We start from the raw sequence: 26,241 nt of genomic DNA, 5'->3' as shown, positions 1-26,241 counted from the left end.
AATGCCAAAGTATTCCTACTTAATGCGAAGTTTGCTATATAAAAATACAAAGCTACTGCTTACTACTTTATGCTTTTTTACGTTTTTTGTTGTGTCTTCACAACAAACCCGTACTGATTCTATTTCGGCAATAAAAAAATTGCATCAAGAAGCCACGGACGAAATTTCGAAACAAGAATTTGAAAGTGCTATCCTAAAACTCATTAAAGCTGATAAGAAAATTAATGAGGGTAATTTTCTAGAATTGAAGTTGGATTCAAAGCTCCGTATGGCAGAGCTTAGTTATTATATTCAGAATTACGGGAAAGCAAAGTCTGAAATGGACACGGCTTTAACCTATGTAAATGAAAAAACCAGTACGCAAGTTAAAGCGTATACCTATAGCCTCTTTGGACTCATATTAACCCGAAATTATGAGTACGCTCTAGCTGAAGATTATCTTGAAAAAGCAGACAAGCTTTATGTTGCTCAAAATAACGAACTGGGACAAGCCAATGTTATTCTTGGATTTGGAATTCTGGAGTTGAAACGTAAAAACTATAAAAAAGCAATCAATTACTTTAATGCGTGTCTTCCCATATTTAGAGTGGAAGATATAAAATACCAAGAAGCCGTTGCAGAAATAAACAAGGCTCAGGCGTTACTTAATGTTTCAGATGAAGAAATTAGAGATGCTTTTGGACAAGCAAAAACATCTATTGCAAATGCAGAGCGTATCATAATAGCGCGAGGCTATTCAAAATTAAGTGCCGAAAGCTATAAAACAGGTTCTCAAATCGCCCTAAGAGACGGAAATACGGAGGAAGCTGAAAATATGCTAGAGCGATATCTTCAGCTCAATGATTCTATAAACCAGATTTATTCGCAAGCCATTTCCAGAGGCGTAGACGCAGAAAGTAGTGTTGGAAACTTCAAACAAATTATAGAAAATAAGCAGTCCGAAATTGATGCACAAGCCAGATCATTGAATCTTAATAAAATGACGACGGGACTTAGTATTGCATTAATTATTATCCTGTCACTACTCACCCTGTCACTCTATAAAAACAACAATCTAAGAGCAAAAGCAAACAACTTACTACAAGATAAAAATGTAGAGATGCAAAGCGCCAAAGAAAAAGCAGAGAAAGCATCTTTGGCAAAAGCACAATTTCTTAGTACCATTACCCACGAGCTACGTACGCCATTATATGCTGTGACCGGACTTACGCATTTGTTGCTCGAAGAAGATCCAAAAGAAGAGCAAAAAGAGCACTTAAACTCCTTAAAATTTTCAGGAGAATACTTACTATCACTCATCAACAACATCTTAGACTTAAACAAATTAGAAGCCAATAAAGTTGAAATTGAAAAAACCAGCTTCTCTTTAAAAAAGCGCATCAATGATGTGCTAATTGCACTTAAAAAATCTGCTGTGGATCGTAAAAACACATTACGATTGGAGTATGACGACAACATTCCAACCAAATTAATGGGAGATCCTTTGAAGCTATCACAGATTTTGATAAATTTAATTGGAAACTCAGTAAAATTTACTCAAAACGGCGAGGTTGTAGTTCGGGTTTTAAAATTGGATAATAACTCCTCTAAGATAAAACTGCTTATTGAAGTTGAGGATAACGGCGTTGGGATTTCAAAGAAAAAACAAAAGAGTATTTTCGAAACTTTTTCTCAGGCATCTTTGCAAATTAACAGGAAGTTTGGAGGCACTGGTCTTGGACTTTCCATTGTAAAAAATCTATTAGAACTCATGGGAAGTAAGATTCATTTGGAAAGTCAGCTAGGAAAAGGATCTAAATTTTGGTTTAATATCAACTTTAATGTTTCCGAAGAATTCCAGGAAGAGAACAATCCACGAAATGCAGCGTATGAGATAGACTATGCTTCACTCGAAAATAAGCAAGTATTAGTGGTCGAGGACAACAAGATAAACCAAATGATTACCAAAAAAATCTTGGAGAAAAATAAAATGGTTTGTGAAGTGGCAGACAATGGTATGGACGCGGTAAAAATGACAAAAGAAAAAAAGTTCGACGTTATTTTAATGGATATTCATATGCCAGGCATTAGTGGTATAGAGGCTACACAAAAGATTAGAGAATTCGACAAAGACCTACCAATAATCGCACTTACAGCAGTAACTATAGATGAAAATCTAGACGATTTCTACAGAGCAGGTTTCAATGAGATTATACCGAAACCATTTAAGACGGAAGAATTTTTTGAAAAAATCCACAAAACGCTAGAGGGCAGAAAGATGCCAATGCCTAAGTAAGAATACAATCCCAGAATTTCTTGGCTTTATATCTTTAACCCAACCGCTTTTTATCGATTGACTTTCTTACAAAATCTTCAAAAAACGTGGCCTGTTCTTTTAAAATTACGGTTTCAATAGGCAGATAATACATTGCAAATTTTTCAATTGTACTCTGTAAACGCATAAAATCTTTTTCGGTAGTAATTATAATTTCTTTTTGTTTCAGTTTTTCTATTTCGGTTAAAGAAAAATTATGATGATCCGGAAATTTCTCGTGGGTAAAACTGAAGTTGCTTTCAGTTAAAAAACCCACCAAAGGAGAAGGATCTGCAATTCCCGTTACTAGGGTGAAAGGCTTGTCCTGCAAATATTTTAGCGGTAAACTTTCCGAAGCATTAAAAAGCTGTGAAGCATAGCCAATAGTAGAAAAATAAAGCTTCTGATGCTGATACATAGGCATTCGCAACTCAATTTCCTGCAATTTTGCATACGGAACTCGTGGCGGACATTTCGTTACCACCAAACAATCTGCTCTTTTGGAACCACTCCTGGGCTCGCGTAAATTACCCGCAGGCAACATATAATCTTCAATAAATAAATCGTGAAATGGTGTCAACAAAATAGTTAGAGCTGCCTTCACTTTTCTATGCTGAAAAGCATCATCCAGCAAAATTACATCCGCCTGCTCTTGCAGTTTTTCAATCCCTGTCCTTCTATCTGCACAAACAGCAACGGTAACTTCCGGATACTTTTTCTTAAACTGAAGTGGCTCATCCCCTACTTGAATAGCGGTATGGTTTTCACTAACTTCTAGAAACCCGTTGGTTTCTCTTTTGTAACCACGGCTTAACACGGCAATGCGGTAGTCGTCTTTTAGAAACGAAATGAGGTATTCAATCATAGGCGATTTGCCCGTTCCACCTACCGAAAGATTACCAACGCACACCAAAGGCGTTTTATACTCCCTGCTTTCCAAGATACCATGGTGGTATAAAAAATTCCGAAAACCTGTAATCCAGCCATACAAAATGGAAAAGGGAAACAATAATTTTCGCAGTAGCTTCATAGAAAAATAAAGTGTAAAGATAAGTTTGTTGGTGTAAATATGCTTAAAATTGAGAAACTGTTATCTTTACTCCACTATTTTCTAAGTTTAGATTCCTTAACATTAGCCCCCTTTTAAAAGATGGGGATAAGATTGATGAAGTTGTTACAATTTAATTGCTTAAAACTATTTTAAAATGACCGTACAAGATGTTATTACTATTTTGAATGACTATGCCCCGCTTCACTATGCCGAGGATTTTGACAATACCGGATTGTTAGTGGGCGACGCAACTAGCAAAGTATCTGGTGTTTTGGTAACTCTGGACACCTTAGAAGCCGTTGTGGATGAGGCCATAGAAAACAATTGTAATTTAATTGTAAGCTTTCATCCCATTATATTTTCAGGATTAAAAAACCTTACAGGCAAAACCTATGTAGAGCGCACGGTACAAAAAGCTATTAAAAACGATATTTCCATTTTTGCTATTCATACCGCTCTGGATAATTCCTGGAACGGGGTAAATGCTAAAATATGTGACGTATTAGGATTACAAAACCGAAAAATATTAGTGCCAAAATCGCAAACAATTCAAAAACTAACCACGTATGTGCCTTCTAGCAATACTGAATTGGTGCGGAATGCACTTTTTGAAACAGGCGCTGGAACTATTGGCAATTATAGTCACTGCAGTTTTACTACAGAAGGGCAAGGAAGTTTTAAAGGAGAAGACGGAAGCACTCCAAAAGTTGGTAAAATAGGAGAACTTCACTTTGAAACCGAAAGCCAATTAAGTGTCACATTTCCGAAGCATTTACAAGCTAATATCTTGAGAACCCTTTTTAACTCTCATCCATACGAAGAAGTTGCTTACGAAATTACAACGCTTGAAAATTCACACCAACAGTTAGGAATGGGGATGATAGGAGAAATTACTGAAGCTGTTTCAGAAAAAGAATTCCTTTCAACCGTAAAATCAAAATTTAAAACTGGATGTGTAAAACATTCCGCCCTAACAAATAAAACAATAAAAAAAGTAGCAGTTTTGGGGGGAAGTGGCAGTTTTGCCATTAAAGCGGCAAAAGCGCAAGGAGCCGATGCTTTTGTATCTGCAGATTTTAAGTACCACGACTTTTTTCAGGCTGAAAACCAGATTTTACTCTGTGATGTGGGGCATTATGAAAGTGAACAATACACAAAAGACCTTTTAGTTGCTATTCTTACAAAAAAAATCACTAATTTTGCAGTCGTTTTATCACAAACAAACACCAATCCTATTAGCTATTTTTAATTTATGGCCACAAAAACAGAAACTACTGTAGAAGAGAAGTTAAGAGCCCTTTACGATTTACAATTAATTGATTCTCGCGTAGATGAAATTAGAAACGTACGCGGGGAATTACCTTTGGAAGTTGAAGATCTTGAAGACGAAGTTGCCGGAATGAACACCCGTCTGGACAAGTTGAAAGCAGAACTTGAAGTTATTGAAGATAACATCAAAGAAAAAAAGAACGGGATTGAAGAATCAAAGTCCTTAATCAAAAAATACACGTCTCAGCAAGATAACGTGCGTAACAATCGTGAGTTTAACTCGTTGAGCAAGGAGGTTGAATTTCAAGAATTGGAAATTCAGTTATCCGATAAGCACATCAAAGAGTTCAAGGCACAGATCGAACAGAAAAATGCCGTAATCGAGGAGACTCAATCTAGATTAGGCGGTCGTCAGGATCACTTGAAACACAAGCAAGGCGAATTAAATGAAATTCTGGCAGAAACCGAGAAAGAGGAAAAAGCATTAATCAAAGAGTCTGAAAAATTCGAAAAGAAGATTGAAGAACGTTTGGTAAAAGCATATAAGCGTATTAGAACCAATGTAAAAAATGGCTTAGCCGTTGTAGCTGTAGAACGCGGTGCTTCTGGAGGTTCTTTCTTTACCATCCCACCACAAGTGCAAATGGAAATTGCCTCTCGTAAAAAAATTATTACAGATGAGCATAGTGGTCGTATTTTGGTAGATCCAGAATTGGCAACTGAAGAACAGGAAAAAATGAACGAATTGTTCAAAAAAATAAAATAAGCCTTCTACTCCCAAGCGAGTCGAGTACAAACTATAACAAAGCCTTCACACTACGTGAAGGCTTTTTTTATTACCTTAAGTGAAAGTATTCGGGATATAACCGACCAACAGAAAAAATAAAAATTATTATGAAAAAAATATTTTCTATTGCATTCGTATTCATAGCACTTATCATGCAAGCCTCTTGCCAATCCAGCAACGAAGGCAACAAGAAAGACGAGACACAAGCTCAAAACACACAAAAACCTGTAGAAATCCCTGCCGAAAATGGTTTAGAAAAAGCGTACTTCGCAAGTGGATGTTTTTGGTGTGTAGAAGCAATTTACGAAAGTGTAAAGGGTGTGGAAGAATCAATTTCTGGATATAGCGGTGGGCATACTGAAAATCCTACATACGAAGCCAGTAACACAGGACGTACAGGTCACGCAGAAGCTGTAGAGATTATCTATAATCCAACTATTGTAAGCTTTAAGCAATTAGTGGATGTATATTTTGGCTCACAAAATATCACACAAGTAAATGGCCAAGGACCAGATAACGGCTCACAGTATCGTTCTATTATTTTTTATCAGAATGATGCGCAGAAAAAGATTATCGAAACCAAAGTTGCAGAACTTGAAAAAGAGTTAGGGGAAGGCAAGGTAGCCGCACAGGTAGTACCTTTCCAAAAGTTTTGGATAGGAGAAGCCTATCACCAGGATTTTGAACGCCTTAACCCAAATCATGGATATATTCAAAATGTGTCTGTTCCTAGACTAAGAAGGTTTCAGAAAAAATTTCCAGAGCTATTGAAAGACGCTGCACACTAAGCGTTAATAATTAATATATTTTATAAACCTGACCGTTTTCAAAACTCGTCAGGTTTTTTTTATTTCTTTATTGCTTTTATCTCAAACAAAAGCGGGTACAATCCACCGGACATTTCAAACAAACCTTCAGCATTCTTTTCCAAATTAGGAAATATAGCATACGGCGAAACAGCGTGTTCTCTTAGAAACTCAATGGTAAGTCCTGCGGTAGCTAGGCATGTAATTACTTCTCCCAAACTATGGTTCCAGCCATATTCTTTGCTAATCATCTTAGAATTTGTATTGGCGTAAGTACCTTGGTATTCTTCGTAAATAGCTTCTTTTTGCTGATAACCGTATGTTAACTTAGGTGGCGAAACGGTATAATCGAACATCCAAGGGATGGGGTGAAATTCTACTATATAAAAAACACCGCCAGGTTTCAAGCGTTCAGCAATCATCTGTGCCCAAGGTTTTAAATCTGGCAACCAGCCAATGGTTCCGTAGCTTGTAAAAACAATATCAAAGGTTTCAGAAATATGTTGAGAAGTCTCCAAAACATTACAGCATACAAAATTGGCATCTAACTGTAATTCTTTATTTAAAGATTGAGCTAACTTTACTCCTTCTTCAGAAATATCGACCCCTGTACATGTAGCTCCCATCCTACTCCAGCTAAGTGTATCTTGTCCAAAATGACATTGTAAGTGCAACATACTTTTTCCAGACACATCGCCCAACGCTTCCAATTCAAATAGGTTTAATGAAGATTTTCCCTTTTTAAATTCTTCTAAAAAATAGAAATCACTCTGTGCGTGTATGGCTACTTTTTGTTCCCACGTTTTTTTATTTGTCTCAAATGCCTTTTTTATATTCATGGTATTCATTTAGAAGCGAAAGATAGTAAGTTAAATTTTGTTTAATCTTTAAAGCCTTTTGATAGACAAAGTTTACTTTTAACCAATGAAACATTTCAGTAATAACGCCATTGATCAATTAGAAAAACTGCACCGAATCAACTTAATTAATAGTTGCACAGGATATAAATCTGCCAACCTCATCGCAACAAGGTCTAAAGACGGCATCGAAAATGTAGCCATTTTTAGTAGTGTACTTCATTTGGGAAGTAATCCGCCGTTATTGGGTTTTATTCTACGTCCCACTACCGTGTCCAGAAATACATATGACAATTTGAAGAAAACAGGGGTCTTCACTGTCAATCACGTCCACAAGGATATTATTAAAGATGCCCATCATACGAGTGCCAAATATGACGGTAGTATTTCAGAATTTGACAAAACACAGCTGGTTTCAGAATATAAGGAAAAATTTTTTGCACCCTTTGTAACAGGCTCTCCAGTCCAAATAGCGTGTGAGTATGTAAATGAGTATTGTATTAAAGAAAACGAATGCCTGCTAATTATTGGGAAGATAAAACACCTATTCTGCAAAGAAGCAATGCTGCAGGACGACGGGTTTATTCAGTTAGACAAAGGCAATACGCTCGCTATAAACGGACTTGACGGATATACGCTACCAAGTTTGCTACAGCGAGAAACCTATGCACGACCAAACGATTAGTCCATGGCACATAAAAAACCCAATCTTCCTACTAAAATTTGCCGTGTGTGTGAACGCCCCTTTGCTTGGCGCAAAAAATGGGAAAATATTTGGGATGAAGTGGTGTATTGTAGCGAACGCTGCCGAAAAAACAAAAGTATATGACACAACTAGTCTGGTTTAGAAACAATTTAAGGGTTGAAGACAACAAACCTTTAGCGGAAGCTATGAAAGCCGAAGGTGACGTAATAGCCGTCTACTGTTTTGACCCAAGACATTATGCCGAAACTGAATTTGAATTTCCAAAAACAGGTGCATTTCGAGCTCAATTTCTAATAGAAAGTATTGCGAACCTCCAGGAAAAACTCTCGACACTAACCATTCCCTTATTCCTATTTCACGACAAGCCAGAAGTTGTTTTCCCGAATTTAATAGCAAATTTTGAAGTGAAAAATATCTTCTCCCAAACCGAATGGACAAGCGAGGAAGTTTCAGTCACTAATGCTGTAAAATCTAAGAGTACGGAACAAGTTGCTTGGCACCAATATTACGATCAGTTTTTATTTCATCCTGAGGATATTCCTTATAATGATTTCAGTAAGATTCCTAAGGTATTTACAGAATTCAGAAAAAAATGTGAGAAATACACTTCAGTAAGGGAGCTAGCTGAAAGTCCAAAAAAGCAAAACTGTTCTATTTCAGCTGAAAAAATAGCGAAGTTTACTACAAAAATCCCTTCGCTTCAAGCACTAGGGCTGGAACCTCCAAAATTAGACCATCGCACCGCTTTTCCATTTCAAGGAGGCGAAACAGCAGGCAGGGAACGAATTCAAAACTATATTTGGGAGACCCAAAACATAGCTACCTACAAACAAACTCGTAACGAACTTATTGGAACAGAGTACAGTTCAAAATTTTCGGCTTGGTTAGCTAACGGAAGTATATCACCACGAATGATTTACTGGGAAGTCAAAAAATTTGAAAAACAAGTAAAGAAAAATCAAGATACTCATTGGATAGTATTTGAGCTTATTTGGAGAGATTTCTTCAAATTTATATCGCTGAAATACGGCGATAAACTTTTTACAATGGGTGGGGTTTTGGAAAAAAAATATAATTGGAAAATTTCCGAAGCAATAAAGGAACAATGGATTGAAGGCAAAACCAAATACAATTTTGTAAATGCCAATATGAAAGAATTAGCCAAAACCGGATGGATGAGCAATCGTGGCAGGCAAAACGTGGCAAGTTTCTGGGCTAAAGAACTACAACAGGATTGGAGAATTGGCGCTAGCTATTTTGAAAGTCTATTTATAGATTATGACGTGCACAGCAATTGGGGAAATTGGCAATATGTTTCAGGTGTTGGTAATGATCCGCGTGACCGAAAATTTAATATTGAAAAACAGGCCGAAAATTACGATCCCAACGGAGCATATGTTAATGTATGGTTGAAATGAAAGGCCCATCGATACAATTGCTAATTTTTTGTTTCACAAAAATTAAAAATCACTCAGGAACCTTACACTGTATAATTTTCACAAAATTGATCTCAGAATTCAGTTTCGATTTCAATCTCAATTTCAATTTCAATGATGAAAACTCTTAGACTTATTCTTGGCGATCAATTAAATCATAAACACTCGTGGTTTGACAGCCCCCATAAAGACTCTGTTTATTTTATAGCAGAAATGCGTCAAGAAACAGATTATACTACGCACCACATCCAAAAAGTAGTTGCTTTTTTTGAAGCGATGGAAAATTTTGCTACATGGTTGAAAGAGAGAGGACACGAAGTGATTTACTACCCATTAGACCATAAAGATAATCAGCAAGATCTCGTAAAAAACTTAGAATATCTCATAGAAAAATATAGCTTCGATCAATTTGAATACCAACTCCCCGACGAATATAGGCTGGATGTCCAACTAAAAGAATTTTGTAAAAATATTGAAATAGGAGCCGAAGTGTTTGACACGGAACATTTCTTTACCACACGTACCGATCTTGAAGACTTTTACGAAGGTAAAAAAGAAATGGTCATGGAGTACTTCTATCGTGACATGCGCAAGAAGCATGACATCATGATGGTAAACAACAAAGATCCCGAAGGTGGTAAATGGAACTTCGACAAAAGTAACCGTAACAAATGGAAAGGTGAGCATGAAATTCCACACGAGCGTGGATTTAGAAAGGACGTTTCAGCAACTGTAAAACGCATAAAAGATGCTGGCGTTACAACCATTGGACAAGTGAAAGAAACTAATTTCAGTTGGCCTACATCACGAGAGGACGGTCTTTCGGTATTACATTATTTCTGTAAAAAGTTGTTGGTCCACTTTGGCGACTACCAGGACGCCATGCACACGCAACACGTGTATGTCTTCCACTCCAGGCTTTCCTTTGCTATGAATAGTAAAATGCTTCACCCTAAAGAAGTGATTGATTCGGTTATTGGGCATTGGCGAGCGCATAAAAATGATATCCATATTTCGCAGGTGGAAGGCTTTGTACGCCAAATAGTAGGTTGGCGTGAATATATGCGTGGTATTTACTGGAAGGAAATGCCTGGCTATCGCCTATACAACAAACTAGACAACCAAAACAAACTTCCAGAATTTTACTGGACCGCCCACACAAAAATGAATTGCCTCCACCATGCGATAAAACAAAGTTTAGAGCACGCCTATGCGCACCACATACAACGCTTAATGATTACAGGTAATTTTGCGCTACTCACCCAATGCCATCCAGACGAAGTTGATCACTGGTATTTAGGGATTTATATAGACGCCATAGAATGGGTTGAGATTACTAACACTCGCGGAATGTCCCAATTTGCAGACGGTGGCATCGTGGCTACAAAACCATATGTATCCAGCGGAAGTTACATTAACAAAATGAGCAATTATTGTAAAGGCTGTCACTATAAAGTATCCAAGAAAACTGAAGAAGACGCCTGTCCTTTCAACAGCTTGTATTGGAATTTCTTAGACGATAAAAAAGCACATTTTAAAAATAACCAGCGTATGAATATGATGATGAGTTTGTTAGAAAAAATGCCGGCTGAGAAACGTTCAGCATTAAAGGAACGGGCTGCCAAAATAATCGAAAACCCAGACTCCTTCTAGTTGGGACCTCTTTAACAGAGAGGGTTAAACACAGGTTAAACAACTTAAATTAAAAATGTTTTATCCATAAATTTATTTTATATAATATAAATGGTTACATAAGTAAAACCATGGGTGAGGTACTATGGCTTGCCATTGTACTATTAATTATAGGATGACTCGTTAGCTATTTTGGATTTGGAGAGGTTACAGGAAGCCTAGTCCATATTTTACTTACACTTGCCGTAATTGAGATATTGTATCGACTGGCAATAGGTCGTAAACCATAATCCCTAAAAATTTAGTACATTTATTAAACATTTAAAAAATCAAACCATGAAAAAAGTATTCACATTTTTACTAGCAGCAGGATTACTAACAGCTACAGCAACTTCTTTTATAAGTTGCAGAGAGAAATCTACTGTTGAGAAAATTGCAGATGATGTAGAAGATGCAGTAGATTAATTATTTGCTGAAATATGAAAAGACCTTTTTAATAGAATTAAAAAGGTCTTTTTTTTGAGCTATTTTAAACAAGGTAGTCTTTAAATTTGGGATGTCGTTCTATATACCCACTTACAAAAGAGCATTGGGAAATTACTTTTTTACCTTCCTTCTTTGCCGCTTCCAGCGCAAATTTTACTAATGAAGAGCCAACTCCTTTTCCACCTAATTCTTCCGGCACCTCGGTATGCGTGAGGTACATCACATCGCTTTTTCGTTTATAATCTATAAATGCGGTTTTCCCATCAAGCTTGGTTTCAAAACGGCTTTTTTCTCTATTTTCTGAAATTGATAGTTCCATTATAAACCTTTATGTCTCCCATCACAAAACGGAAAATTTTCACTACTTCCACAACGACAGTATGAAGCTCTGGTTTCTTTTACCACTTGGCTACCGTCTTCCAGTGTTACCGTATGTTCGCCAAGTACTATAAGCGGTCCTTTTCCTATTAAGTTTATTGCAGTCATTTTGTTTGGGTTTTTATTTACGTAAATATATTCATATCGCCCTGCAAATTCTTATTTTTACGTAAAATATTTTAGATGAAACTACTACTCTTAACACTACTATCTGCCGTATTGTTTAGTTCCTGCCAAGAAACAACCAAAAATAACGATAGCGTAGAATTTATCCCTAATCCTGAAAAAAACCCAGAACTCACGGCAGCTCAGACCATAGCTTACGAAAATGGAATCGCACATTGGAAAGACGTGTCAGAAATAAAGTTTACATTTAATGTAGATAGAGCCGGAAATCATTCCGAACGCTCTTGGACTTGGAAACCCAAAACAAACGATATCACGATGCGTAATGCACAAGACACCGTTTCTTTTAACCGAAATAAACTGGACAGTGTTTCGAAACCATATGATGCTGCCTTTATTAACGACAAATACTGGCTATTGGCACCCTACAATCTGGTTTGGGACGAGGGCACGAAAATTTCGGAAGCGACTAAAGAAGCGGCTCCTATCTCAGGAGACCTGCTCAACAAAATTACCATCACCTACGGAAGTGAAGGCGGTTATACCCCTGGTGATGCATACGATTTTTTCTATGACAATGATTTTAAGGTAAAAGAATGGAATTTTAGACAAGGGAATGCCGAAAAACCATCTATGACGACTACTTGGGATGCGTATGAAGATTTTAACGGCTTACAAATAGCCACAATGCACCAGGATAGTACCGGTGGTTTTAAATTGTATTTCACTAATATTTCAGTAAAAAAATAATGAAAAACACCTTATCATATGCTCAAAAGTGTGATGCCGAAGATCCTTTAGCACATTTTAGGCAACAATTCTTAGTGCCAACAGGTACAGATGGAAAATCCTTGATATATCTCTGCGGAAATTCCCTTGGCCTGCAACCCAGGTTAACACAGGAATACCTTCAGCAAGAGTTAAACGATTGGGCAAAACACGGCGTGGAAGGCCATACCGATGCTGAAAATCCTTGGCTTCCCTACCACGAATTCCTTACCAAAAATATGGCAGCTATCGTTGGTGCCAAACCAAATGAAGTAGTAATAATGAATACGCTTACCACCAATCTGCATCTAATGATGGTAAGTTTCTATCAGCCTACAAAAACAAAATATAAAATTGTAGTAGAGAGCGATGCCTTTCCAAGCGATAAATACGCGATGGAGAGCCAGTTAAAATTTCATGGCTTCGACTCCAAGGATGGATTAATCCTTTGGAAACCCAGAAAAGGCGAAGAATTGTGTCGTTTTGAAGACCTTGAAGAAATAATGAAAGAGCAGGGAGACGAAATTGCACTCCTAATGATTGGCAGCACCAATTATTACACAGGACAACATTTTCCACTGAAAAAAATTACTGAGCTAGGTCATAAACATGGTTGTAAAGTTGGTTTTGACTTGGCGCATGGTGCAGGAAATATTCAGCCAAATTTGCACGAAACAGGTCCTGACTTTGCCGTGTGGTGTAGTTACAAATATTTAAACAGCGGTCCCGGAAGTCTGGGAGGTTGTTTTGTGCACGAACGCCACGCAAAAGATGACACTCTAAACCGATTTGCGGGTTGGTGGGGACATAACAAAGCAACACGTTTTAATATGCGCCACGAGTTTGACGCTCTGGAAGGTGCCGAAGGATGGCAATTGAGCAATCCACCCATTTTAAGCATGGCGGCAATAAGAGCCAGCCTCGATGTGTTTGCCGAAGCGGGTTTTAACAATCTGCGAAATAAATCTGAAAAATTAACTGGGTACCTGGAGTTCCTTTTAGATGAATTGAATGATGACAACATCAACATTATCACCCCAAGAAATAAAGAAGCACGTGGTTGCCAATTGAGTATTCAATTAAGAAATGCTAATAAAGAATTACATACAAAATTAACCGAAGCTGGTGTGATAAGTGACTGGCGTGAACCGGACGTAATACGTGTTGCTCCTGCCCCATTGTACAATAGTTTTGAAGATGTCTGGGAATTTGTGGAGCGGTTAAAAAAAGTATTACTATAGAAACAAGAAACAAGACCGTTCACTTTGTTCACTGCAAGAAACAAGACGAATGTTTAACTAGTCAATAATCTTGCTTCGTGATTCAAAAAAGGAAACAAAGCGACCGAAGTCTTGGTTCTAAAATAAAAAAATGACAAAAAAACAAAACATACTTATTATAGGCGCTGGCCTTTGCGGAAGTCTTCTTGCGCTTAGGATGGCACAACGCGGCTATAACGTTCAACTTGTTGAAAAACGTCCAGACCTTCGCAAACAACACCAAGATGCTGGTAGATCCATTAACTTAGCGTTAAGCGATCGAGGATTAAAAGGGCTGCGATTAGCAGGGGTTGAGGAACTGGCTAAAGAATTATGTATCCCTATGTTGGGCAGAATGATTCACGATACCGAAGGCACTACTTTTTTAAGCAAATACAGCGGCCGTAAAGACGAGTTTATCAACTCTATTTCACGTCCGGGTTTAAATATGCTCTTGTTAGATGAAGCCGAAAAAATGCCCAATGTAGAAATCATTTTTAACAAAGGATGTAAATCGGTTAACCTAGAAAATGCTTCGGCAACTTTTAAAGATTACACCACAGATGAAGAAGTTACCTATCGTGGCGATGTTGTTTTAGGAACCGATGGAGCAGGATCTGTAGTGCGTAAAAACATGTTTAATCATAAAAAATTTCTGTTTAGTTTTTCGCAGGAATGGCTCACGCACGGCTATAAAGAAATTACCATTCCCGCCGCAGAAGGTGGCGGTTACAGAACCGACAAAGGCGCTTTACACATTTGGCCACGTGGCGAAGACATGCTCATCGCACTACCTAACTTGGACGGAAGTTTTACAGTAACACTCTTTCTACCCTATTCCAATAGCGATTATTGTTTCGATACGTTAACTACGCCAGAAATGGTAACCGAATATTTCAGCAAAGAATATCCAGATGCCGTGGCTTTAATGCCAAATCTGGTCGAAGAATTTTTTGACAACCCAACGGGACCTTTGGGGACCATAAAATGTTCTCCCTGGAATAGTTACGGGAAAACATTGTTGTTGGGAGATGCTGCTCATGCCATTGTACCTTTCTACGGACAAGGCATGAACGCAAGTTTTGAAGATGTAGTGGTGTTTGATGAAATTTTAAATGATTTTGAAGGAAAAGAAGATTGGCAAAAAGTATTTTACGAATATGAAAAAGCCAGAAAAAAAGATACGGATGCAATAGCAGATTTGGCCGTGGATAATTTCCACGAAATGAAAGAACACACTGCCAGTCCTCTATTTCAGCAAAAACGAAAACTGGAAACCGCTTTTGAAGCTGAGTTTCCGCAGGAATATTATAGTAAATATTCCTTAGTAACCTTTAAGGAAGCCATCACCTATTCTGAAGCTTTAAAAAAAGGCCGTGCACAGGATAAAGCCATTTTAAACCTAATAGCAGACGGTAAGATCACAGAAGTAATGAGCCTACGAGAGAAGCTGGAATTGGTGCAAAAAGAAACCAACGCAATTATGCACGATGATGAAATTGCCTTTGGTTAACCTGCAAGGTATGAGCAAAGCGATACTTGTAGGTTTAAGGGGTTAAATTTTGAAACTAAACCTACAAGGAGGTCTCGTGCCTCGACGACACCTTGAAGGTTGATTTGATTTCAGTCGTGGTTCGTGGTTTAAATAAAATAAAAGATGACAAACAAAAACAATGATACCCGCCTTCGCGGGAACACGGTAGAAGGAAAAGCCACCCCAAGAGGTGCGTATCCACATATTAAACGAGCGGGAGATTTTTTATTTGTGAGCGGGACAAGTTCGCGTTTGCCAGATAATACGATTGCTGGCGCCAATAAAATTGATGAGATGGGAACTATTTTTCTGGATATTAAAGAACAGACTAGAGCCGTTTTAAACAACATTAAAGATGTGCTTGCCACCGAAGATGCCACGATGGCAGATGTTGTAGACGTTTCTACTTTTCTGGTAAATATGAACGATTTTGGCGGGTATAACCAAGTGTATGGCGAGTTTTTCAGTAAGGAAACAGGACCTGCCAGGACTACCGTTGCCGTACATCAGTTGCCACACCCTCATTTGGTAATTGAAATTAAAGTGACGGCCTACAAACCAGAAAAATAAGGTTTCGTGGTTGTGATTAACGTATTCCTGGAACTATGAAAATTTTATATACACTCCTCTTTTTATGCTACCTCAACCTAGGTTTTGGACAAACTGTTATTTCAAAAAAGGAAACAAAACCTTTTGTAATTGGCGAAACGGTTTCCATTCCTTCAGAAATATTAAAGGAAGACCGTATACTCAATATTTACCTTCCGCATGGCTATGCTGAAAGCAGTAAAGCATACCCCGTGATTTATTTGCTGGATGGATCTGCCAATGAGGATTTTATTCATATTGCCGGAGTGGTTCAGTTTGGTTCTTTTTCGTGGATACATATGCTACCCGAAAGTATTGTGGTGGGTATTGCCAACGTGGATAGAAAACGAGATTTTACCTATCCGTCAAACAACAAGCTCGATCAGGAAGAATTACCCACTTCGGGCGGGTCTGCAACATTTATTCAGTTTTTGGAGCGTGAATTGCAACCGTTCATTGCTTCCAATTATAAAATTTCAGAAGAAAAAACCATTATTGGTCAGTCGTTAGGCGGCTTACTCGCTGCTGAAATTTTACTAAAAAAACCAAACCTTTTTAACAACTATATTATTGTAAGCCCAAGTATTTGGTGGGATGACCAATCTATATTAAAGCTAGAAGGCGTCAAAACCTGGAGTCCGAAACATATTTATATTGCAGGTGGAACAGAAGGTCCAACCATGCAAACAGGCGCCGTTAACCTGTACTATAAATTTTTGGCGGCATCTAAAGACACTAAAAATAAAGTGTATTACAAATTTTTGGAAGCGCAAGACCATGGAGATGCATTACATCTGGCGGTGTATGATGCTTTTGAGAAGATTTTTTTGGATCATTCTAAGAAATAAGTGACTATGAACAAAATTCTAAACTATATTAACGGTTCGTACCAAGAACCTATTACAGGGGAATGGCTGGATAATTACAATCCTAGTACTGGCGAAGTATATTCAAAAATTTCAAAGAGTACTTCCGAAGATGTTGAGAATGCATACCAAGCCGCTAAAAACGCTTTTCCAGCCTGGAGCAATACTACTATTGAAGAACGCAGCAGAATTCTATTAAAAATTGCAGACCTCATTGAAGCTAATTTAGACCGTTTAGCCCAAGCGGAAGCAAATGATAATGGTAAACCCATGAGCTTAGCCAAAGCGGTTGACATTCCACGAGCCTCTTCAAACTTTCGGTTTTTTGGGAATGCCATTACGCAGTTTGCAAGTGAAGCTCACGAAAGTGTTGGTTTAAACACCATGAATTTCACCTTACGTAGCCCAATTGGCGTGGTAGGTTGTATTTCGCCGTGGAACTTACCCCTCTATTTATTTACGTGGAAAGTCGCTCCAGCCATTGCAGCAGGGAATTGTGTAGTTGCCAAACCCAGTGAAGTTACTCCTATGACGGCCTATCTGTTAGGCGAAATTTTAACCGAAGCAGGCCTCCCAAAAGGAGTTTTAAACATTGTCCACGGAACAGGCCCCGAAGCTGGGCAAGCCATTGTTGCGCATCCTAACATAAAAGCCATTAGTTTTACAGGCGGCACCAAAACGGGTGAACATATTGCCCGAACAGCTGCACCTATGTTTAAAAAACTCTCATTGGAATTAGGTGGAAAAAATCCAAATCTCATCTTCGCAGATTGTGACTATGAAAAAATGCTTGCCGTAACGGTAACATCTTCTTTTGCGAATCAAGGGCAGATTTGCCTCTGTGGAAGTAGGATTTATGTAGAGGAATCTATTTCAGAAAAATTTAAAAAAGACTTTGTGGCGAAAGTTTCCGCATTAAAAATCGGGAATCCGTTTGATGGTGATACGACTATTGGCGCTTTGGTGTCAAAAGAACATTTGGAGAAAGTGGAGAGCTATATTGAAATCGCCAAAAATGAAGGTGGGAAGGTTTTATTCGGTGGTGAAAGAGTTTTGGTAAAAGGGTTTGAAAATGGCTACTATTTGCAACCCACCGTGATTGAAGTAAAAGATAATAATTGTCGCGTTCAGCAAGAAGAAGTATTTGGACCTGTAGTGACTATAATGACTTTTAAAACTGAAGAAGAAGCATTACACCTAGCAAACGATGTGAAATACGGACTTTCTGCAACTGTTTGGACTAATAATTTGAACAGAACTATGCGGCTTTCAAAGCAACTAGAAGCTGGAATTGTTTGGATAAATACGTGGCTTAACCGTGATTTACGCACTCCTTTTGGGGGCATGAAAGATAGTGGCGTAGGGCGTGAAGGCGGATTTGAAGCGTTGCGTTTTTTCACAGAGCCTAAAAATGTGTGTATTTCGTATACCGATTTGCCAAACAATTCTTAACGAGCTTGGTAGTTTCGGTAATTTTAATAGATTATATTTTAAACATATACGAGTCCCCTCGAGTACCATTTAAAAAATTAAGTTTGCTTAATTTTAAAGATACCTTAAATGTAGGTCTCGACTGCGCTCGAACAAACAACAATACTAGAATCCATAAAATTGGGCAAAACTATGAATATAGATTTAACAGATAAAAATGCATTGGTTTGCGGAAGTACCGCAGGCATTGGAAAAGCAGTTGCAAAGCAATTGGCAAAAATGGGTGCCACCGTTACTTTGGTAGCCCGAGATGAGGAAAAACTAAAAGAAACCTTGATCGAATTACATCACGAGCAAGGACAAAAACACAACTATTTTGTGGCAGACTTTACAAAACCGGATGATGTACGCAAAAAAGTTGCTGTTTTTAAGGAACAAAATATTTGGCATATTTTGGTGAACAACACGGGAGGTCCTAAAGGTGGACCTATTTTTGAAGCGGATACTTCGGAATTTATTAAGGCATTTTCTATGCATTTGGAGTGTAATCATATTTTAGTGCAAGCTTTGGTGCCGGGAATGAAAGAAGCAGATTACGGAAGGATTATAAACATTATTTCCACTTCGGTAAAACAACCTATTGATGGCCTTGGCGTGAGCAATACCATTCGAGGGGCTGTGGCTAGTTGGAGTAAAACTCTGGCAAACGAACTAGGACAATATGGAATTACTGTAAACAACGTACTCCCTGGCTTTACAGCAACCGATCGTTTAACAGATATTGTTGCCAACGCTTCCAAACGCTTTGATGGTTCCGAAGAAAAAGCAACCGAATTTATGAAAAACCTTGTGCCCGCCAAACGTTTCGCCCAACCAGGTGAAATAGCAAATGCAGTTGCTTTTCTAGCCACTGAAGCCGCCAGTTACATTAATGGAATTAATCTTCCTGTAGATGGTGGAAGAACAAAAAGTTTGTAACTTTAACTTTCTGCGTGAGGGATAGAGTAGGCTACCATGTAGCCACGAAAGCCCGACTCGCCGCGGCGAGGCACGCCCAAATAATCAAACCAATTATCTGTCTAAGGGATCACTTATAAGACGGATAATAAATAGATACCCGTCTATGCGGGCAGCAGCCATGACAAAAAGAAAACTTAGAATAAACGGCCATTCACATTTGCTCCCTTATCCAGAGGAGATTCCACAATTTATGCAAGACAAAGGTATTTTTTGGGTGGATAAAGACCGAAAATTTATGCTTCAGAAGGATTGGAGCCGCCCCGTAACCGATTCTAGTTTTTTTCTGGATGAAAAGCTAGAATGGATGGAAAAGTACAAGATTGACCATGCGGTTGTCTTGAACCTATCACAACTTTATGGAAATGGGCTGCGACTGGAAGAAATGAAACAGGCACTTCGTTTTCAAAACGATTATAATGCCAAGATCCAAAAGGAGAATCCGTCTAAGTTTACCTGCGGCTTTGTAATTCACCCTGGTTTTATTCGTGGTGCGCTTTGGGAAATTGAGCGTTGTGTGGAAGTATTGGGAATGCAATTATTGTGTTTGCCTACGCACTATATGGACACTATTGGTACGTGGCGTTGTATTTTCGACGAAGAGAACGAACCTATTTTTGAACTTGCCAGTAAATATAATCTCGCGGTTGAAGTACACCCATACGATGGGGAAAAGTTTATTAAACTGGAGAATACCTCTTGGCGATTTCATCTTATTTGGATGCTCGCACAATGTGCTGATGCCTATCATTTTATGACGCTGAATGGCTATGCCGATAAATTCCCCAATATGCGAACGTGTTTTGCCCACGGCGGACAGCTGGCGCAAATGAATCTAGGCCGAAGAATTCAAGGTTTTGATGGTCGTCCAGACTTATTTGAAGGTAAAACACACCCTAGAAAAAGCGTAGGACACAAAAATATCTTTTTTGATACGTTGGTGCATGACACGGGTTCTCTGGAATTAGTGGTGAAAAATCAAGGGGTAAAGCAGGTATTGGTTGGGCTGGACGATCCGTATCCACTTGGTGAAATGGAAAGCGTAGTGCAATCTTCGTACCCTGGAAAAATTCTGGATCTGGCCAAAGACCGAAATATTATCACTGAAGCTGATGCCGATGCGATGTGGGAAGACAACGTAATACAATGGTTATGTGGCGATGATGAAGCTGCAAAGAAAAAGTTGGTGGATAGAATTTTAGGCATATAAACAAATTACCTTTTCTAAGGTATTTAAAAATCTGAAACTTAAAACTCGATGGAATTTCTCCCAGAAAAAATAAATACTTACGTAACAGCGCACTCGCAACCCGAGCCCGAATTACTGCAAAAACTCACTCGCGAAACGTGGCAAAAGGTACTAGCTCCAAGAATGTTAAGCGGTCATTTACAAGGGCGCGTGTTGAGTATGCTTTCTAAATTGATACGTCCATCACAAATTTTGGAAATTGGCACCTACACAGGCTACTCGGCCCTCTGTCTAGCCGAAGGATTACTCCCCAAAGGCCAATTACATACCATAGACATAAATGAAGAATTGCACGACCTGCAACGCACTTATTTTGATGCCTCTGTCTATGGCAAACAAATTATACAACACACTGGCAACGCCTTAGAAATTATCCCTACCCTACCCCAAAATTTTGATTTGATCTTTATAGATGCGGACAAATGTAATTATCCCGGTTACCTAGAGCTCCTACTCCCCAAATTACAATCTGGTGCTGTTATTTTGAGCGACAATGTACTTTGGAGCGGTAAAGTAGTAGAACCTGTTAAAAAGGACGACATAGACACCAAAGCACTTTTGGAATACAACACATTGCTTAACGAGCATCCTAAACTAGAAACGGTGCTATTGCCTATAAGAGATGGGCTTACGATTTCTCGGATGGTTTAGCTCGGAATGGTTTTAATGAGAATTTAACTTCTTTTGTTGTTGCCTCAACAGCAGGCTTAGACGTATTCTGGCAGACGATGCAGTCTGGTAAATCGTCTTTCACTCAGACGGTGTTACTGGAGTAAATCTATTTTACTAATGAACCAGCTCACCCTTTAGTACGTTTTTTAACTTAAGGTTTTTGAGGCTATTATAGCGAACACATGTATATACCCTATAGATCGTTGCTAAAATCCTATGTTTTAATCATTTCAAAAATTAGGACCCATATTTTAAAAAAAAATAAAGTCATCTTGTAACTTTTTGCCTCTTCACTACGTATAACTACATGCTGTACAGTGCAGCGCACCTAAAATCTTATAAACCTAAATGAGACAACTCAAGATTACAAAGCAGGTAACCAACAGGGAAACTGCATCCTTGGATAAATACTTGCAAGAAATTGGTAAAGTAGACCTTATTACCGCAGACGAAGAAGTAGAATTGGCACAAAGGATCAAGGCTGGCGATCAACGCGCACTTGAAAAATTAACGAAAGCCAATTTACGTTTTGTTGTTTCGGTAGCTAAGCAATATCAAAATCAAGGACTTACACTTCCAGATCTTATTAATGAAGGAAACTTAGGACTCATAAAAGCGGCACAACGTTTTGACGAGACACGTGGTTTCAAATTTATTTCGTACGCTGTTTGGTGGATTAGACAATCTATTTTACAAGCATTGGCCGAGCAATCACGTATTGTGAGACTTCCCTTAAATAAAATTGGAAGTATTAATAAAATAAATAAAACATTTGCTTTTCTAGAGCAAGCAAACCAGCGTCCGCCATCCGCAGAAGAAATTGCAAAGGAGCTGGATATGACTATTAATGACGTGAAGGAGAGTATGAAAAACTCTGGGCGTCACGTCTCTATGGATGCTCCTTTAGTAGAAGGGGAAGACAGTAACCTGTACGATGTACTGCGAAGTGGAGAATCTCCCAACCCAGACCGTAGCTTATTACACGAATCCCTACGTACCGAAATTGAGCGCGCATTAGAAACACTAACACCTCGTGAGGCAGATGTAGTGCGTTTGTACTTTGGATTAGGAGACCAACATCCAATGACTCTAGAAGAAATTGGAGAAACTTTTGATCTTACCCGTGAACGTGTACGCCAAATTAAAGAAAAAGCAATACGAAGATTAAAACATACTTCCAGAAGTAAAATATTAAAAACATACTTGGGGTAATTAACCCCTGCTTCCACCCAAACAGCTTACTGCAATCGTAGGCTGAGCAGAGTAGAAGTTAAGAGTACGACAGTATTAGTTCTCTGTTAACGCGGAAAACTTAACTGTTCGTTTTTTGATTGATGAATGACCTCCGGCTGATTACCGGAGGTTTTTTTTAGATTCTATTTACTACCTTTGGTGTTACAACCAACCAATTAAATCATGACCTATACGCTCTGTTATGTTAGTAAGGCTACTGAAGGACTGGAAGACACAGCCATTGAGGATATTTTCTCAACTACACTCCAAAAAAATAACAACATAGGAATACACGGAATTTTGCTTCATGGAATGGGAGATTTCTTCCAAGTATTAGAAGGTGATAAACAAGTAATAGAAGCATTGTTTGAAGATGAAATAAAACATGACTCAAGACATTCCAATATTTTTGAAGTTATTAGAAGAGAGACGCCTAATCCTATCTTTTCAAAATACAGTACCTTATTTACAATTGTAAAAACCACAAGACAATTAGAACAAATTAAAGCGTATTTAAAACAAAATAAAGTAAATACAACATCCAACAAAATAAGCCGCCTTTTAAACCCCTTTTTATTAGATATATGAGCCAGACAATTATTGCCCCATCCATGTTAGCCGCAGATTTTGGCAACCTACAACGTGACGTAGAAATGGTAAATAACAGCCAAGCAGATTGGTTCCATATAGACGTTATGGACGGTCATTTTGTGCCTAATATTTCCTACGGAATGCCAGTAATTAAAGCCATTAAAAAACACGCTACAAAGCCACTGGACGTTCACTTAATGATTGAAAAACCTGAGCGTTATATTGAAGAATTTGCAAAAGTAGGAGCCAATATTATTACCGTTCATTATGAATCTACCGTGCATTTGCACAGAACCCTCTCACAAATTGAACAGGCGGGATGCAAAGCTGGGGTAGTATTAAACTTAACGACGCCCGTTTCGGTTTTAGAAGACATTCTCCCTAAATGTTTTATGGTCCTTATTATGTCTATTAATCCAGGCTTTGGAGGACAAAAATTTGAAGAGATCACGTATGACAAAGTAAGAAAGCTTAGAAAGATGATTGATGACAGAGGACTTCAAACACACATTGAAGTAGATGGCGGTGTGACCGATAAAAACCTTAAAAAATTACAAGACGCTGGCGCAACTGCTTTTGTGGCGGGAAGCTATATTTTTAATGCTGAAAATCCTACAGAAACAATTACAGGAATGAAAAAAATCCTTTCCTAATTGACTCTCCAAAAAACAGAAGTTCTCATTATTGGCGCTGGCCCCATTGGTATTGCCTGTGCCCTTGCGTGTAAAAACCAAGATTTAGATTACGTGGTTTTAGAGAAAGGCGCACTTACCCATTCGCTTTTTAACTATCCTTTGAATATGAACTTTTTCTCTACTTCGGAAAAGCTGGAAATAGAAGAAATACCTTTTATTAGTAAAGATCCCAAACCAGGAAGAGATGAAGCGTTAGAATATTATAGAAGGGTGGTTACTTCAAAAAAATTGAACATTAAGCTGTTCGAAAAAGTACTTTCAGTTAAAAAGGATGGCGACCATTTCATTATCATTTCAGAAAAAAACAGCTATCTGGCTCAAAACGTAATTGTTGCCACAGGCTTCTACGACATTCCAAAACTGCTCCATGTCCCTGGCGAAGAACTTTCAAAAGTAACGCATTACTACAAAGAAGCACACCCATATGTGCTTCAGAAAAACATTGTTGTTGGAGCGAGTAATAGCTCTGTAGATGCTGCCTTAGAAATTTGGCGCAAAGGTGGGGAAGTAACCATGGTTGTTCGCGGAAAATCTATTGGTGAACGCGTAAAATACTGGGTAAAACCCGATATAGAAAATAGAATAAAAGAAGGCAGCATTACAGCTTATTTTGAAGCTACAATTTCAGAAATTAAAGAAACTGAAGTGATCATTAAAACGCCCGAAGGCGAAATAACCCTCCCTAACGATTTTGTAATCGCCCTCACCGGCTACCGTCCCAATTTTGCATTTTTAAAAAGCATAGGCATCACTCTTTCCGAAGATAAACGTATTCCTACCTATAACGACGAGACTATGGAAAGCAATATAAAAGGCTTGTATTTAGCAGGCGTAATTTGTGGTGGTACCGAAACCCACAAATGGTTTATTGAAAACTCCAGAATACACGCTAAGTTAATAGCCAATCATATATTTAAAAAGAAAAGACAACGTTAAGCATTTTAGACCAAAAGCATTAATATCCTGCGAATTTAAAGTTGAGTAACTTTTGAATATGATCGTATAACTGCGGGAAATGATCTTTAAAATCGGTTGGAGACTCTATAAAATATTCGGCCAGCACTGCCATAAATTCATATTGATTGGTAAATGCATACGCCCTGAAATAACGAGTCTCGTCTAGTTTATCTTTTACTTCTTGATGCGTTAGTCGCTTTAAAATATTCTGAAATTGTTTTGTAAAACGTGCTGCATCCAAATCTCTACTCTGTCTTGCTTCCAATTGCATGGCGTGCATAAATTCATGAATGCCAAGGTTTAGATTGTCATCTGTAATACGGTAGCCATTTTCAAAATCTTTCCAAGAAAGCACTAAAGCTTTTTCACGCGGGTTAAACTCACCTTTGTGATGGTGCTCATTTAAGGTACTGTAAAATTCTTCCGGATATATAAGCACATAGTATATGAGCGAGTACTCATAATTTTTTCTACCGAAACTCAACATACAACCTACAGCAGCAATGAGGACTTTCATACGGTCTGTTACTTCCAGGTTTTCTCGGCCAACAAATTCTTTAGTGGTTATAAAAGTAGCCACCCTGTGTCTAAATTGTCGTTTATGCTTCTTGGAAAGTAGTTGATAAAAATGAAACTCAGTTTCTAAAATATGTTTTTGTTCCTTGGATACATTTTTATACACCAAATAATGGCGAAATAGCGGTTTATCAAACGTGTTGCTATACCAATTCTCAAATATTCTAAAAAGAAAAAAAACAAACCCCAACAAGACAATGGTGTAGGCATAAGGTGCCATCCAGGTAATGTCAGTATCGGCTTGAAGTAGGTATTTCATAAGTGTTTGGGTGACGTAAGATAGTACTTTATCTGCAAGACATCAAAAACTATAAAACGCTAACGATATACTACTCGGTATTATTACTTTTTGCTGCTATCTCCTTTAAATTGTTGGGAATTATTTTTAAAGAGTACATTAAAAGTGGTTAAGCTACCATAACAACGGGTAATGTATTGCTGCAACTCTACTTTGTCTTGATCTTCCAACGTTTTACTGCTATTTATTTTTTGTTCCATGACGCGTAAACGATCGCGTAGCATGACAACTTTATGGAAAAATGTATCGATAGGAATTTCTTTCTCTGAAAGGCTTACATCCTTTGGTTTTAAAACTAAAGTTCCACCTTTAAACTTATCTGCTATAGGTACAATTTCTGAAACATCGCTCCATTTTTTTAAGATGCTTCGCAGGCTTTTTTCAACTTCATAGAAACTAACGGTATCCACTTCATCTTCGGCGGCAGCAATAACCTCAAAATCCTCGTCAAAAGGAATTGTCTCCAATCCGTTATCTATAAAAGTAACCCAATACATTCGACTATCAACATTTGTAACTACGCCTTTACCGTGTTCTGAATGGTTGATTCTGGAGCCAATACCTAGTTTTTTTTTCATTCTATCTAATTTAATTGTTCTTCGAAAATTACAAAATTTAGGCAAGTATTAACGCATAACGTATAAAAGTTGCTAAATTCAATTTTGTTAAAATTTTAAGGT

At 38.1% G+C, this 26,241-nt stretch carries 28 protein-coding genes and 1 pseudogene; 23 read left to right on the top strand and 6 right to left on the bottom strand.

What is annotated here, in order from left to right; translation table 11 throughout:
• The first annotated feature begins 1 nt into the window (after position 1).
• Entirely contained in the window at positions 2-2,275 is a 2,274-nt protein-coding gene (locus ACQ2HF_RS07650) for a response regulator (RefSeq protein WP_432412933.1), read from the top strand.
• Between the two features lie 34 nt (positions 2,276-2,309).
• On the opposite strand, the gene lpxK is transcribed toward ACQ2HF_RS07650, so the two are convergent.
• Positions 2,310-3,323, bottom strand: coding sequence for a tetraacyldisaccharide 4'-kinase (lpxK, locus tag ACQ2HF_RS07645; protein WP_432412932.1), 1,014 nt, complete (start codon positions 3,321-3,323; stop codon positions 2,310-2,312).
• A 175-nt stretch (positions 3,324-3,498) separates the two neighbouring features.
• Here lpxK and ACQ2HF_RS07640 point away from each other — a divergent pair, with 175 nt between their 5' ends.
• The 3 genes from ACQ2HF_RS07640 (at position 3,499) to msrA (ending at position 6,188) form a co-directional block, all read left to right on the top strand.
• Entirely contained in the window at positions 3,499-4,593 is a 1,095-nt protein-coding gene (locus tag ACQ2HF_RS07640) for a Nif3-like dinuclear metal center hexameric protein (RefSeq protein ID WP_432412931.1), read from the top strand.
• 3 nt (positions 4,594-4,596) lie between these two features.
• A complete protein-coding gene (locus ACQ2HF_RS07635) occupies positions 4,597-5,379 on the top strand; it encodes a zinc ribbon domain-containing protein (protein WP_432412930.1) in 783 nt (260 codons plus the stop codon).
• Positions 5,380-5,507: 128 nt separating this feature from the next.
• Positions 5,508-6,188: a peptide-methionine (S)-S-oxide reductase MsrA gene (msrA, locus tag ACQ2HF_RS07630; RefSeq protein ID WP_432412929.1), complete on the top strand. Its 681-nt coding sequence runs from the start codon at positions 5,508-5,510 to the stop codon at positions 6,186-6,188.
• 59 nt (positions 6,189-6,247) lie between these two features.
• On the opposite strand, the gene ACQ2HF_RS07625 is transcribed toward msrA, so the two are convergent.
• On the bottom strand, positions 6,248-7,045 hold the full coding sequence (locus tag ACQ2HF_RS07625; RefSeq protein ID WP_432412928.1) for a class I SAM-dependent methyltransferase: 798 nt from the start codon (positions 7,043-7,045) through the stop codon (positions 6,248-6,250).
• An 85-nt stretch (positions 7,046-7,130) separates the two neighbouring features.
• Here ACQ2HF_RS07625 and ACQ2HF_RS07620 point away from each other — a divergent pair, with 85 nt between their 5' ends.
• The 6 genes and pseudogenes from ACQ2HF_RS07620 (at position 7,131) to ACQ2HF_RS07595 (ending at position 11,302) form a co-directional block, all read left to right on the top strand.
• Positions 7,131-7,748, top strand: coding sequence for a flavin reductase family protein (locus ACQ2HF_RS07620; protein WP_432412927.1), 618 nt, complete (start codon positions 7,131-7,133; stop codon positions 7,746-7,748).
• A gap of 3 nt (positions 7,749-7,751) precedes the next feature.
• The gene (locus tag ACQ2HF_RS07615) at positions 7,752-7,892 is read left to right on the top strand and encodes a DUF2256 domain-containing protein (RefSeq protein ID WP_432412926.1); all 141 of its coding nucleotides are present in this window, start codon (positions 7,752-7,754) and stop codon (positions 7,890-7,892) included.
• A complete protein-coding gene (locus tag ACQ2HF_RS07610; RefSeq protein WP_432412925.1) occupies positions 7,889-9,187 on the top strand; it encodes a DASH family cryptochrome in 1,299 nt (432 codons plus the stop codon). The genes ACQ2HF_RS07615 and ACQ2HF_RS07610 overlap by 4 nt, the downstream gene beginning before the upstream one ends.
• A 135-nt stretch (positions 9,188-9,322) precedes the next feature.
• Positions 9,323-10,858 (top strand): cryptochrome/photolyase family protein, encoded by a 1,536-nt coding sequence (locus tag ACQ2HF_RS07605; protein ID WP_432413069.1) that lies wholly within the window; start codon positions 9,323-9,325, stop codon positions 10,856-10,858.
• 185 nt (positions 10,859-11,043) lie between these two features.
• Positions 11,044-11,127, top strand: a pseudogene (locus tag ACQ2HF_RS07600) (lmo0937 family membrane protein); the annotation flags it as partial.
• A 46-nt stretch (positions 11,128-11,173) separates the two neighbouring features.
• The gene (locus ACQ2HF_RS07595) at positions 11,174-11,302 is read left to right on the top strand and encodes a hypothetical protein (RefSeq protein ID WP_432412924.1); all 129 of its coding nucleotides are present in this window, start codon (positions 11,174-11,176) and stop codon (positions 11,300-11,302) included.
• 64 nt (positions 11,303-11,366) lie between these two features.
• Here ACQ2HF_RS07595 and ACQ2HF_RS07590 read toward each other — a convergent pair whose 3' ends face one another.
• Both ACQ2HF_RS07590 and ACQ2HF_RS07585 read right to left on the bottom strand, forming a co-directional pair.
• Positions 11,367-11,642 carry a GNAT family N-acetyltransferase gene (locus tag ACQ2HF_RS07590; RefSeq protein WP_432412923.1) on the bottom strand — a complete coding sequence of 92 codons (276 nt, stop codon included), beginning with the start codon at positions 11,640-11,642 and terminating at the stop codon, positions 11,367-11,369.
• Positions 11,642-11,809 carry a CDGSH iron-sulfur domain-containing protein gene (locus tag ACQ2HF_RS07585; protein WP_432412922.1) on the bottom strand — a complete coding sequence of 56 codons (168 nt, stop codon included), beginning with the start codon at positions 11,807-11,809 and terminating at the stop codon, positions 11,642-11,644. The genes ACQ2HF_RS07590 and ACQ2HF_RS07585 overlap by 1 nt, the downstream gene beginning before the upstream one ends.
• A gap of 75 nt (positions 11,810-11,884) precedes the next feature.
• On the opposite strand from ACQ2HF_RS07585, the gene ACQ2HF_RS07580 reads away from it, so the two are divergent.
• From ACQ2HF_RS07580 to ACQ2HF_RS07520, 13 genes are all read left to right on the top strand, one after another.
• A complete protein-coding gene (locus tag ACQ2HF_RS07580; RefSeq protein WP_432412921.1) occupies positions 11,885-12,577 on the top strand; it encodes a hypothetical protein in 693 nt (230 codons plus the stop codon).
• Positions 12,577-13,836 carry a kynureninase gene (gene kynU, locus ACQ2HF_RS07575; protein WP_432412920.1) on the top strand — a complete coding sequence of 420 codons (1,260 nt, stop codon included), beginning with the start codon at positions 12,577-12,579 and terminating at the stop codon, positions 13,834-13,836. Before ACQ2HF_RS07580 ends, kynU begins: the two co-directional genes overlap by 1 nt.
• Before the next feature lie 130 nt (positions 13,837-13,966).
• Positions 13,967-15,367, top strand: a complete 1,401-nt coding sequence (locus ACQ2HF_RS07570; protein ID WP_432412919.1) for an FAD-dependent oxidoreductase — start codon at positions 13,967-13,969, stop codon at positions 15,365-15,367.
• Between the two features lie 144 nt (positions 15,368-15,511).
• Complete coding sequence (locus tag ACQ2HF_RS07565) at positions 15,512-15,958, top strand: RidA family protein (RefSeq protein WP_432412918.1); 447 nt, start codon at positions 15,512-15,514, stop codon at positions 15,956-15,958.
• 35 nt (positions 15,959-15,993) lie between these two features.
• Positions 15,994-16,824, top strand: a complete 831-nt coding sequence (locus ACQ2HF_RS07560) for an alpha/beta hydrolase (RefSeq protein ID WP_432412917.1) — start codon at positions 15,994-15,996, stop codon at positions 16,822-16,824.
• A gap of 6 nt (positions 16,825-16,830) precedes the next feature.
• On the top strand, positions 16,831-18,294 hold the full coding sequence (locus ACQ2HF_RS07555) for an aldehyde dehydrogenase (protein ID WP_432412916.1): 1,464 nt from the start codon (positions 16,831-16,833) through the stop codon (positions 18,292-18,294).
• Positions 18,295-18,465: 171 nt separating this feature from the next.
• The gene (locus ACQ2HF_RS07550; RefSeq protein WP_432412915.1) at positions 18,466-19,251 is read left to right on the top strand and encodes an SDR family oxidoreductase; all 786 of its coding nucleotides are present in this window, start codon (positions 18,466-18,468) and stop codon (positions 19,249-19,251) included.
• Between the two features lie 160 nt (positions 19,252-19,411).
• Complete coding sequence (locus ACQ2HF_RS07545; RefSeq protein WP_432413068.1) at positions 19,412-20,500, top strand: amidohydrolase family protein; 1,089 nt, start codon at positions 19,412-19,414, stop codon at positions 20,498-20,500.
• Positions 20,501-20,548: 48 nt separating this feature from the next.
• A complete protein-coding gene (locus ACQ2HF_RS07540) occupies positions 20,549-21,190 on the top strand; it encodes an O-methyltransferase (RefSeq protein WP_432412914.1) in 642 nt (213 codons plus the stop codon).
• A gap of 369 nt (positions 21,191-21,559) precedes the next feature.
• On the top strand, positions 21,560-22,423 hold the full coding sequence (locus tag ACQ2HF_RS07535) for a sigma-70 family RNA polymerase sigma factor (RefSeq protein WP_432412913.1): 864 nt from the start codon (positions 21,560-21,562) through the stop codon (positions 22,421-22,423).
• Between the two features lie 204 nt (positions 22,424-22,627).
• The gene (locus tag ACQ2HF_RS07530) at positions 22,628-23,032 is read left to right on the top strand and encodes a BLUF domain-containing protein (protein ID WP_432412912.1); all 405 of its coding nucleotides are present in this window, start codon (positions 22,628-22,630) and stop codon (positions 23,030-23,032) included.
• Positions 23,029-23,688 carry a ribulose-phosphate 3-epimerase gene (rpe, locus tag ACQ2HF_RS07525; RefSeq protein ID WP_432412911.1) on the top strand — a complete coding sequence of 220 codons (660 nt, stop codon included), beginning with the start codon at positions 23,029-23,031 and terminating at the stop codon, positions 23,686-23,688. The genes ACQ2HF_RS07530 and rpe overlap by 4 nt, the downstream gene beginning before the upstream one ends.
• Positions 23,689-24,666 (top strand): YpdA family putative bacillithiol disulfide reductase, encoded by a 978-nt coding sequence (locus ACQ2HF_RS07520; RefSeq protein ID WP_432412910.1) that lies wholly within the window; start codon positions 23,689-23,691, stop codon positions 24,664-24,666. It begins immediately after the preceding gene.
• 19 nt (positions 24,667-24,685) lie between these two features.
• Here ACQ2HF_RS07520 and ACQ2HF_RS07515 read toward each other — a convergent pair whose 3' ends face one another.
• Positions 24,686-25,522 carry a zinc-dependent peptidase gene (locus tag ACQ2HF_RS07515; RefSeq protein ID WP_432412909.1) on the bottom strand — a complete coding sequence of 279 codons (837 nt, stop codon included), beginning with the start codon at positions 25,520-25,522 and terminating at the stop codon, positions 24,686-24,688.
• A gap of 83 nt (positions 25,523-25,605) precedes the next feature.
• The gene (locus ACQ2HF_RS07510; protein ID WP_432412908.1) at positions 25,606-26,139 is read right to left on the bottom strand and encodes a hypothetical protein; all 534 of its coding nucleotides are present in this window, start codon (positions 26,137-26,139) and stop codon (positions 25,606-25,608) included.
• Positions 26,140-26,241 lie beyond the last annotated feature (102 nt).

This window comes from Rasiella sp. SM2506 (assembly GCF_050859505.1).
Classification (GTDB): Bacteria; Bacteroidota; Bacteroidia; order Flavobacteriales; family Flavobacteriaceae; genus Marinirhabdus.
This window is presented reverse-complemented; position numbering and strand designations above follow the sequence as displayed.

What these genes read in the sequence shown, in the direction of transcription:
- ACQ2HF_RS07585 (WP_432412922.1), bottom strand. Translation starts at nt 11,809, where the DNA reads ATGACTGCAATAAACTTAATAGGAAAAGGACCGCTTATAGTACTTGGC.
- ACQ2HF_RS07565 (WP_432412918.1), top strand. Translation starts at nt 15,512, where the DNA reads ATGACAAACAAAAACAATGATACCCGCCTTCGCGGGAACACGGTAGAA.
- msrA (WP_432412929.1), top strand. Translation starts at nt 5,508, where the DNA reads ATGAAAAAAATATTTTCTATTGCATTCGTATTCATAGCACTTATCATG.
- ACQ2HF_RS07540 (WP_432412914.1), top strand. Translation starts at nt 20,549, where the DNA reads ATGGAATTTCTCCCAGAAAAAATAAATACTTACGTAACAGCGCACTCG.
- ACQ2HF_RS07560 (WP_432412917.1), top strand. Translation starts at nt 15,994, where the DNA reads ATGAAAATTTTATATACACTCCTCTTTTTATGCTACCTCAACCTAGGT.
- ACQ2HF_RS07610 (WP_432412925.1), top strand. Translation starts at nt 7,889, where the DNA reads ATGACACAACTAGTCTGGTTTAGAAACAATTTAAGGGTTGAAGACAAC.
- ACQ2HF_RS07510 (WP_432412908.1), bottom strand. Translation starts at nt 26,139, where the DNA reads ATGAAAAAAAAACTAGGTATTGGCTCCAGAATCAACCATTCAGAACAC.
- lpxK (WP_432412932.1), bottom strand. Translation starts at nt 3,323, where the DNA reads ATGAAGCTACTGCGAAAATTATTGTTTCCCTTTTCCATTTTGTATGGC.
- ACQ2HF_RS07625 (WP_432412928.1), bottom strand. Translation starts at nt 7,045, where the DNA reads ATGAATATAAAAAAGGCATTTGAGACAAATAAAAAAACGTGGGAACAA.
- ACQ2HF_RS07605 (WP_432413069.1), top strand. Translation starts at nt 9,323, where the DNA reads ATGAAAACTCTTAGACTTATTCTTGGCGATCAATTAAATCATAAACAC.
- kynU (WP_432412920.1), top strand. Translation starts at nt 12,577, where the DNA reads ATGAAAAACACCTTATCATATGCTCAAAAGTGTGATGCCGAAGATCCT.
- ACQ2HF_RS07515 (WP_432412909.1), bottom strand. Translation starts at nt 25,522, where the DNA reads ATGAAATACCTACTTCAAGCCGATACTGACATTACCTGGATGGCACCT.
- ACQ2HF_RS07535 (WP_432412913.1), top strand. Translation starts at nt 21,560, where the DNA reads ATGAGACAACTCAAGATTACAAAGCAGGTAACCAACAGGGAAACTGCA.
- ACQ2HF_RS07545 (WP_432413068.1), top strand. Translation starts at nt 19,412, where the DNA reads ATGACAAAAAGAAAACTTAGAATAAACGGCCATTCACATTTGCTCCCT.
- ACQ2HF_RS07590 (WP_432412923.1), bottom strand. Translation starts at nt 11,642, where the DNA reads ATGGAACTATCAATTTCAGAAAATAGAGAAAAAAGCCGTTTTGAAACC.
- ACQ2HF_RS07555 (WP_432412916.1), top strand. Translation starts at nt 16,831, where the DNA reads ATGAACAAAATTCTAAACTATATTAACGGTTCGTACCAAGAACCTATT.
- ACQ2HF_RS07620 (WP_432412927.1), top strand. Translation starts at nt 7,131, where the DNA reads ATGAAACATTTCAGTAATAACGCCATTGATCAATTAGAAAAACTGCAC.
- rpe (WP_432412911.1), top strand. Translation starts at nt 23,029, where the DNA reads ATGAGCCAGACAATTATTGCCCCATCCATGTTAGCCGCAGATTTTGGC.
- ACQ2HF_RS07550 (WP_432412915.1), top strand. Translation starts at nt 18,466, where the DNA reads ATGAATATAGATTTAACAGATAAAAATGCATTGGTTTGCGGAAGTACC.
- ACQ2HF_RS07650 (WP_432412933.1), top strand. Translation starts at nt 2, where the DNA reads ATGCCAAAGTATTCCTACTTAATGCGAAGTTTGCTATATAAAAATACA.
- ACQ2HF_RS07615 (WP_432412926.1), top strand. Translation starts at nt 7,752, where the DNA reads ATGGCACATAAAAAACCCAATCTTCCTACTAAAATTTGCCGTGTGTGT.
- ACQ2HF_RS07580 (WP_432412921.1), top strand. Translation starts at nt 11,885, where the DNA reads ATGAAACTACTACTCTTAACACTACTATCTGCCGTATTGTTTAGTTCC.
- ACQ2HF_RS07635 (WP_432412930.1), top strand. Translation starts at nt 4,597, where the DNA reads ATGGCCACAAAAACAGAAACTACTGTAGAAGAGAAGTTAAGAGCCCTT.
- ACQ2HF_RS07640 (WP_432412931.1), top strand. Translation starts at nt 3,499, where the DNA reads ATGACCGTACAAGATGTTATTACTATTTTGAATGACTATGCCCCGCTT.
- ACQ2HF_RS07530 (WP_432412912.1), top strand. Translation starts at nt 22,628, where the DNA reads ATGACCTATACGCTCTGTTATGTTAGTAAGGCTACTGAAGGACTGGAA.
- ACQ2HF_RS07595 (WP_432412924.1), top strand. Translation starts at nt 11,174, where the DNA reads ATGAAAAAAGTATTCACATTTTTACTAGCAGCAGGATTACTAACAGCT.
- ACQ2HF_RS07570 (WP_432412919.1), top strand. Translation starts at nt 13,967, where the DNA reads ATGACAAAAAAACAAAACATACTTATTATAGGCGCTGGCCTTTGCGGA.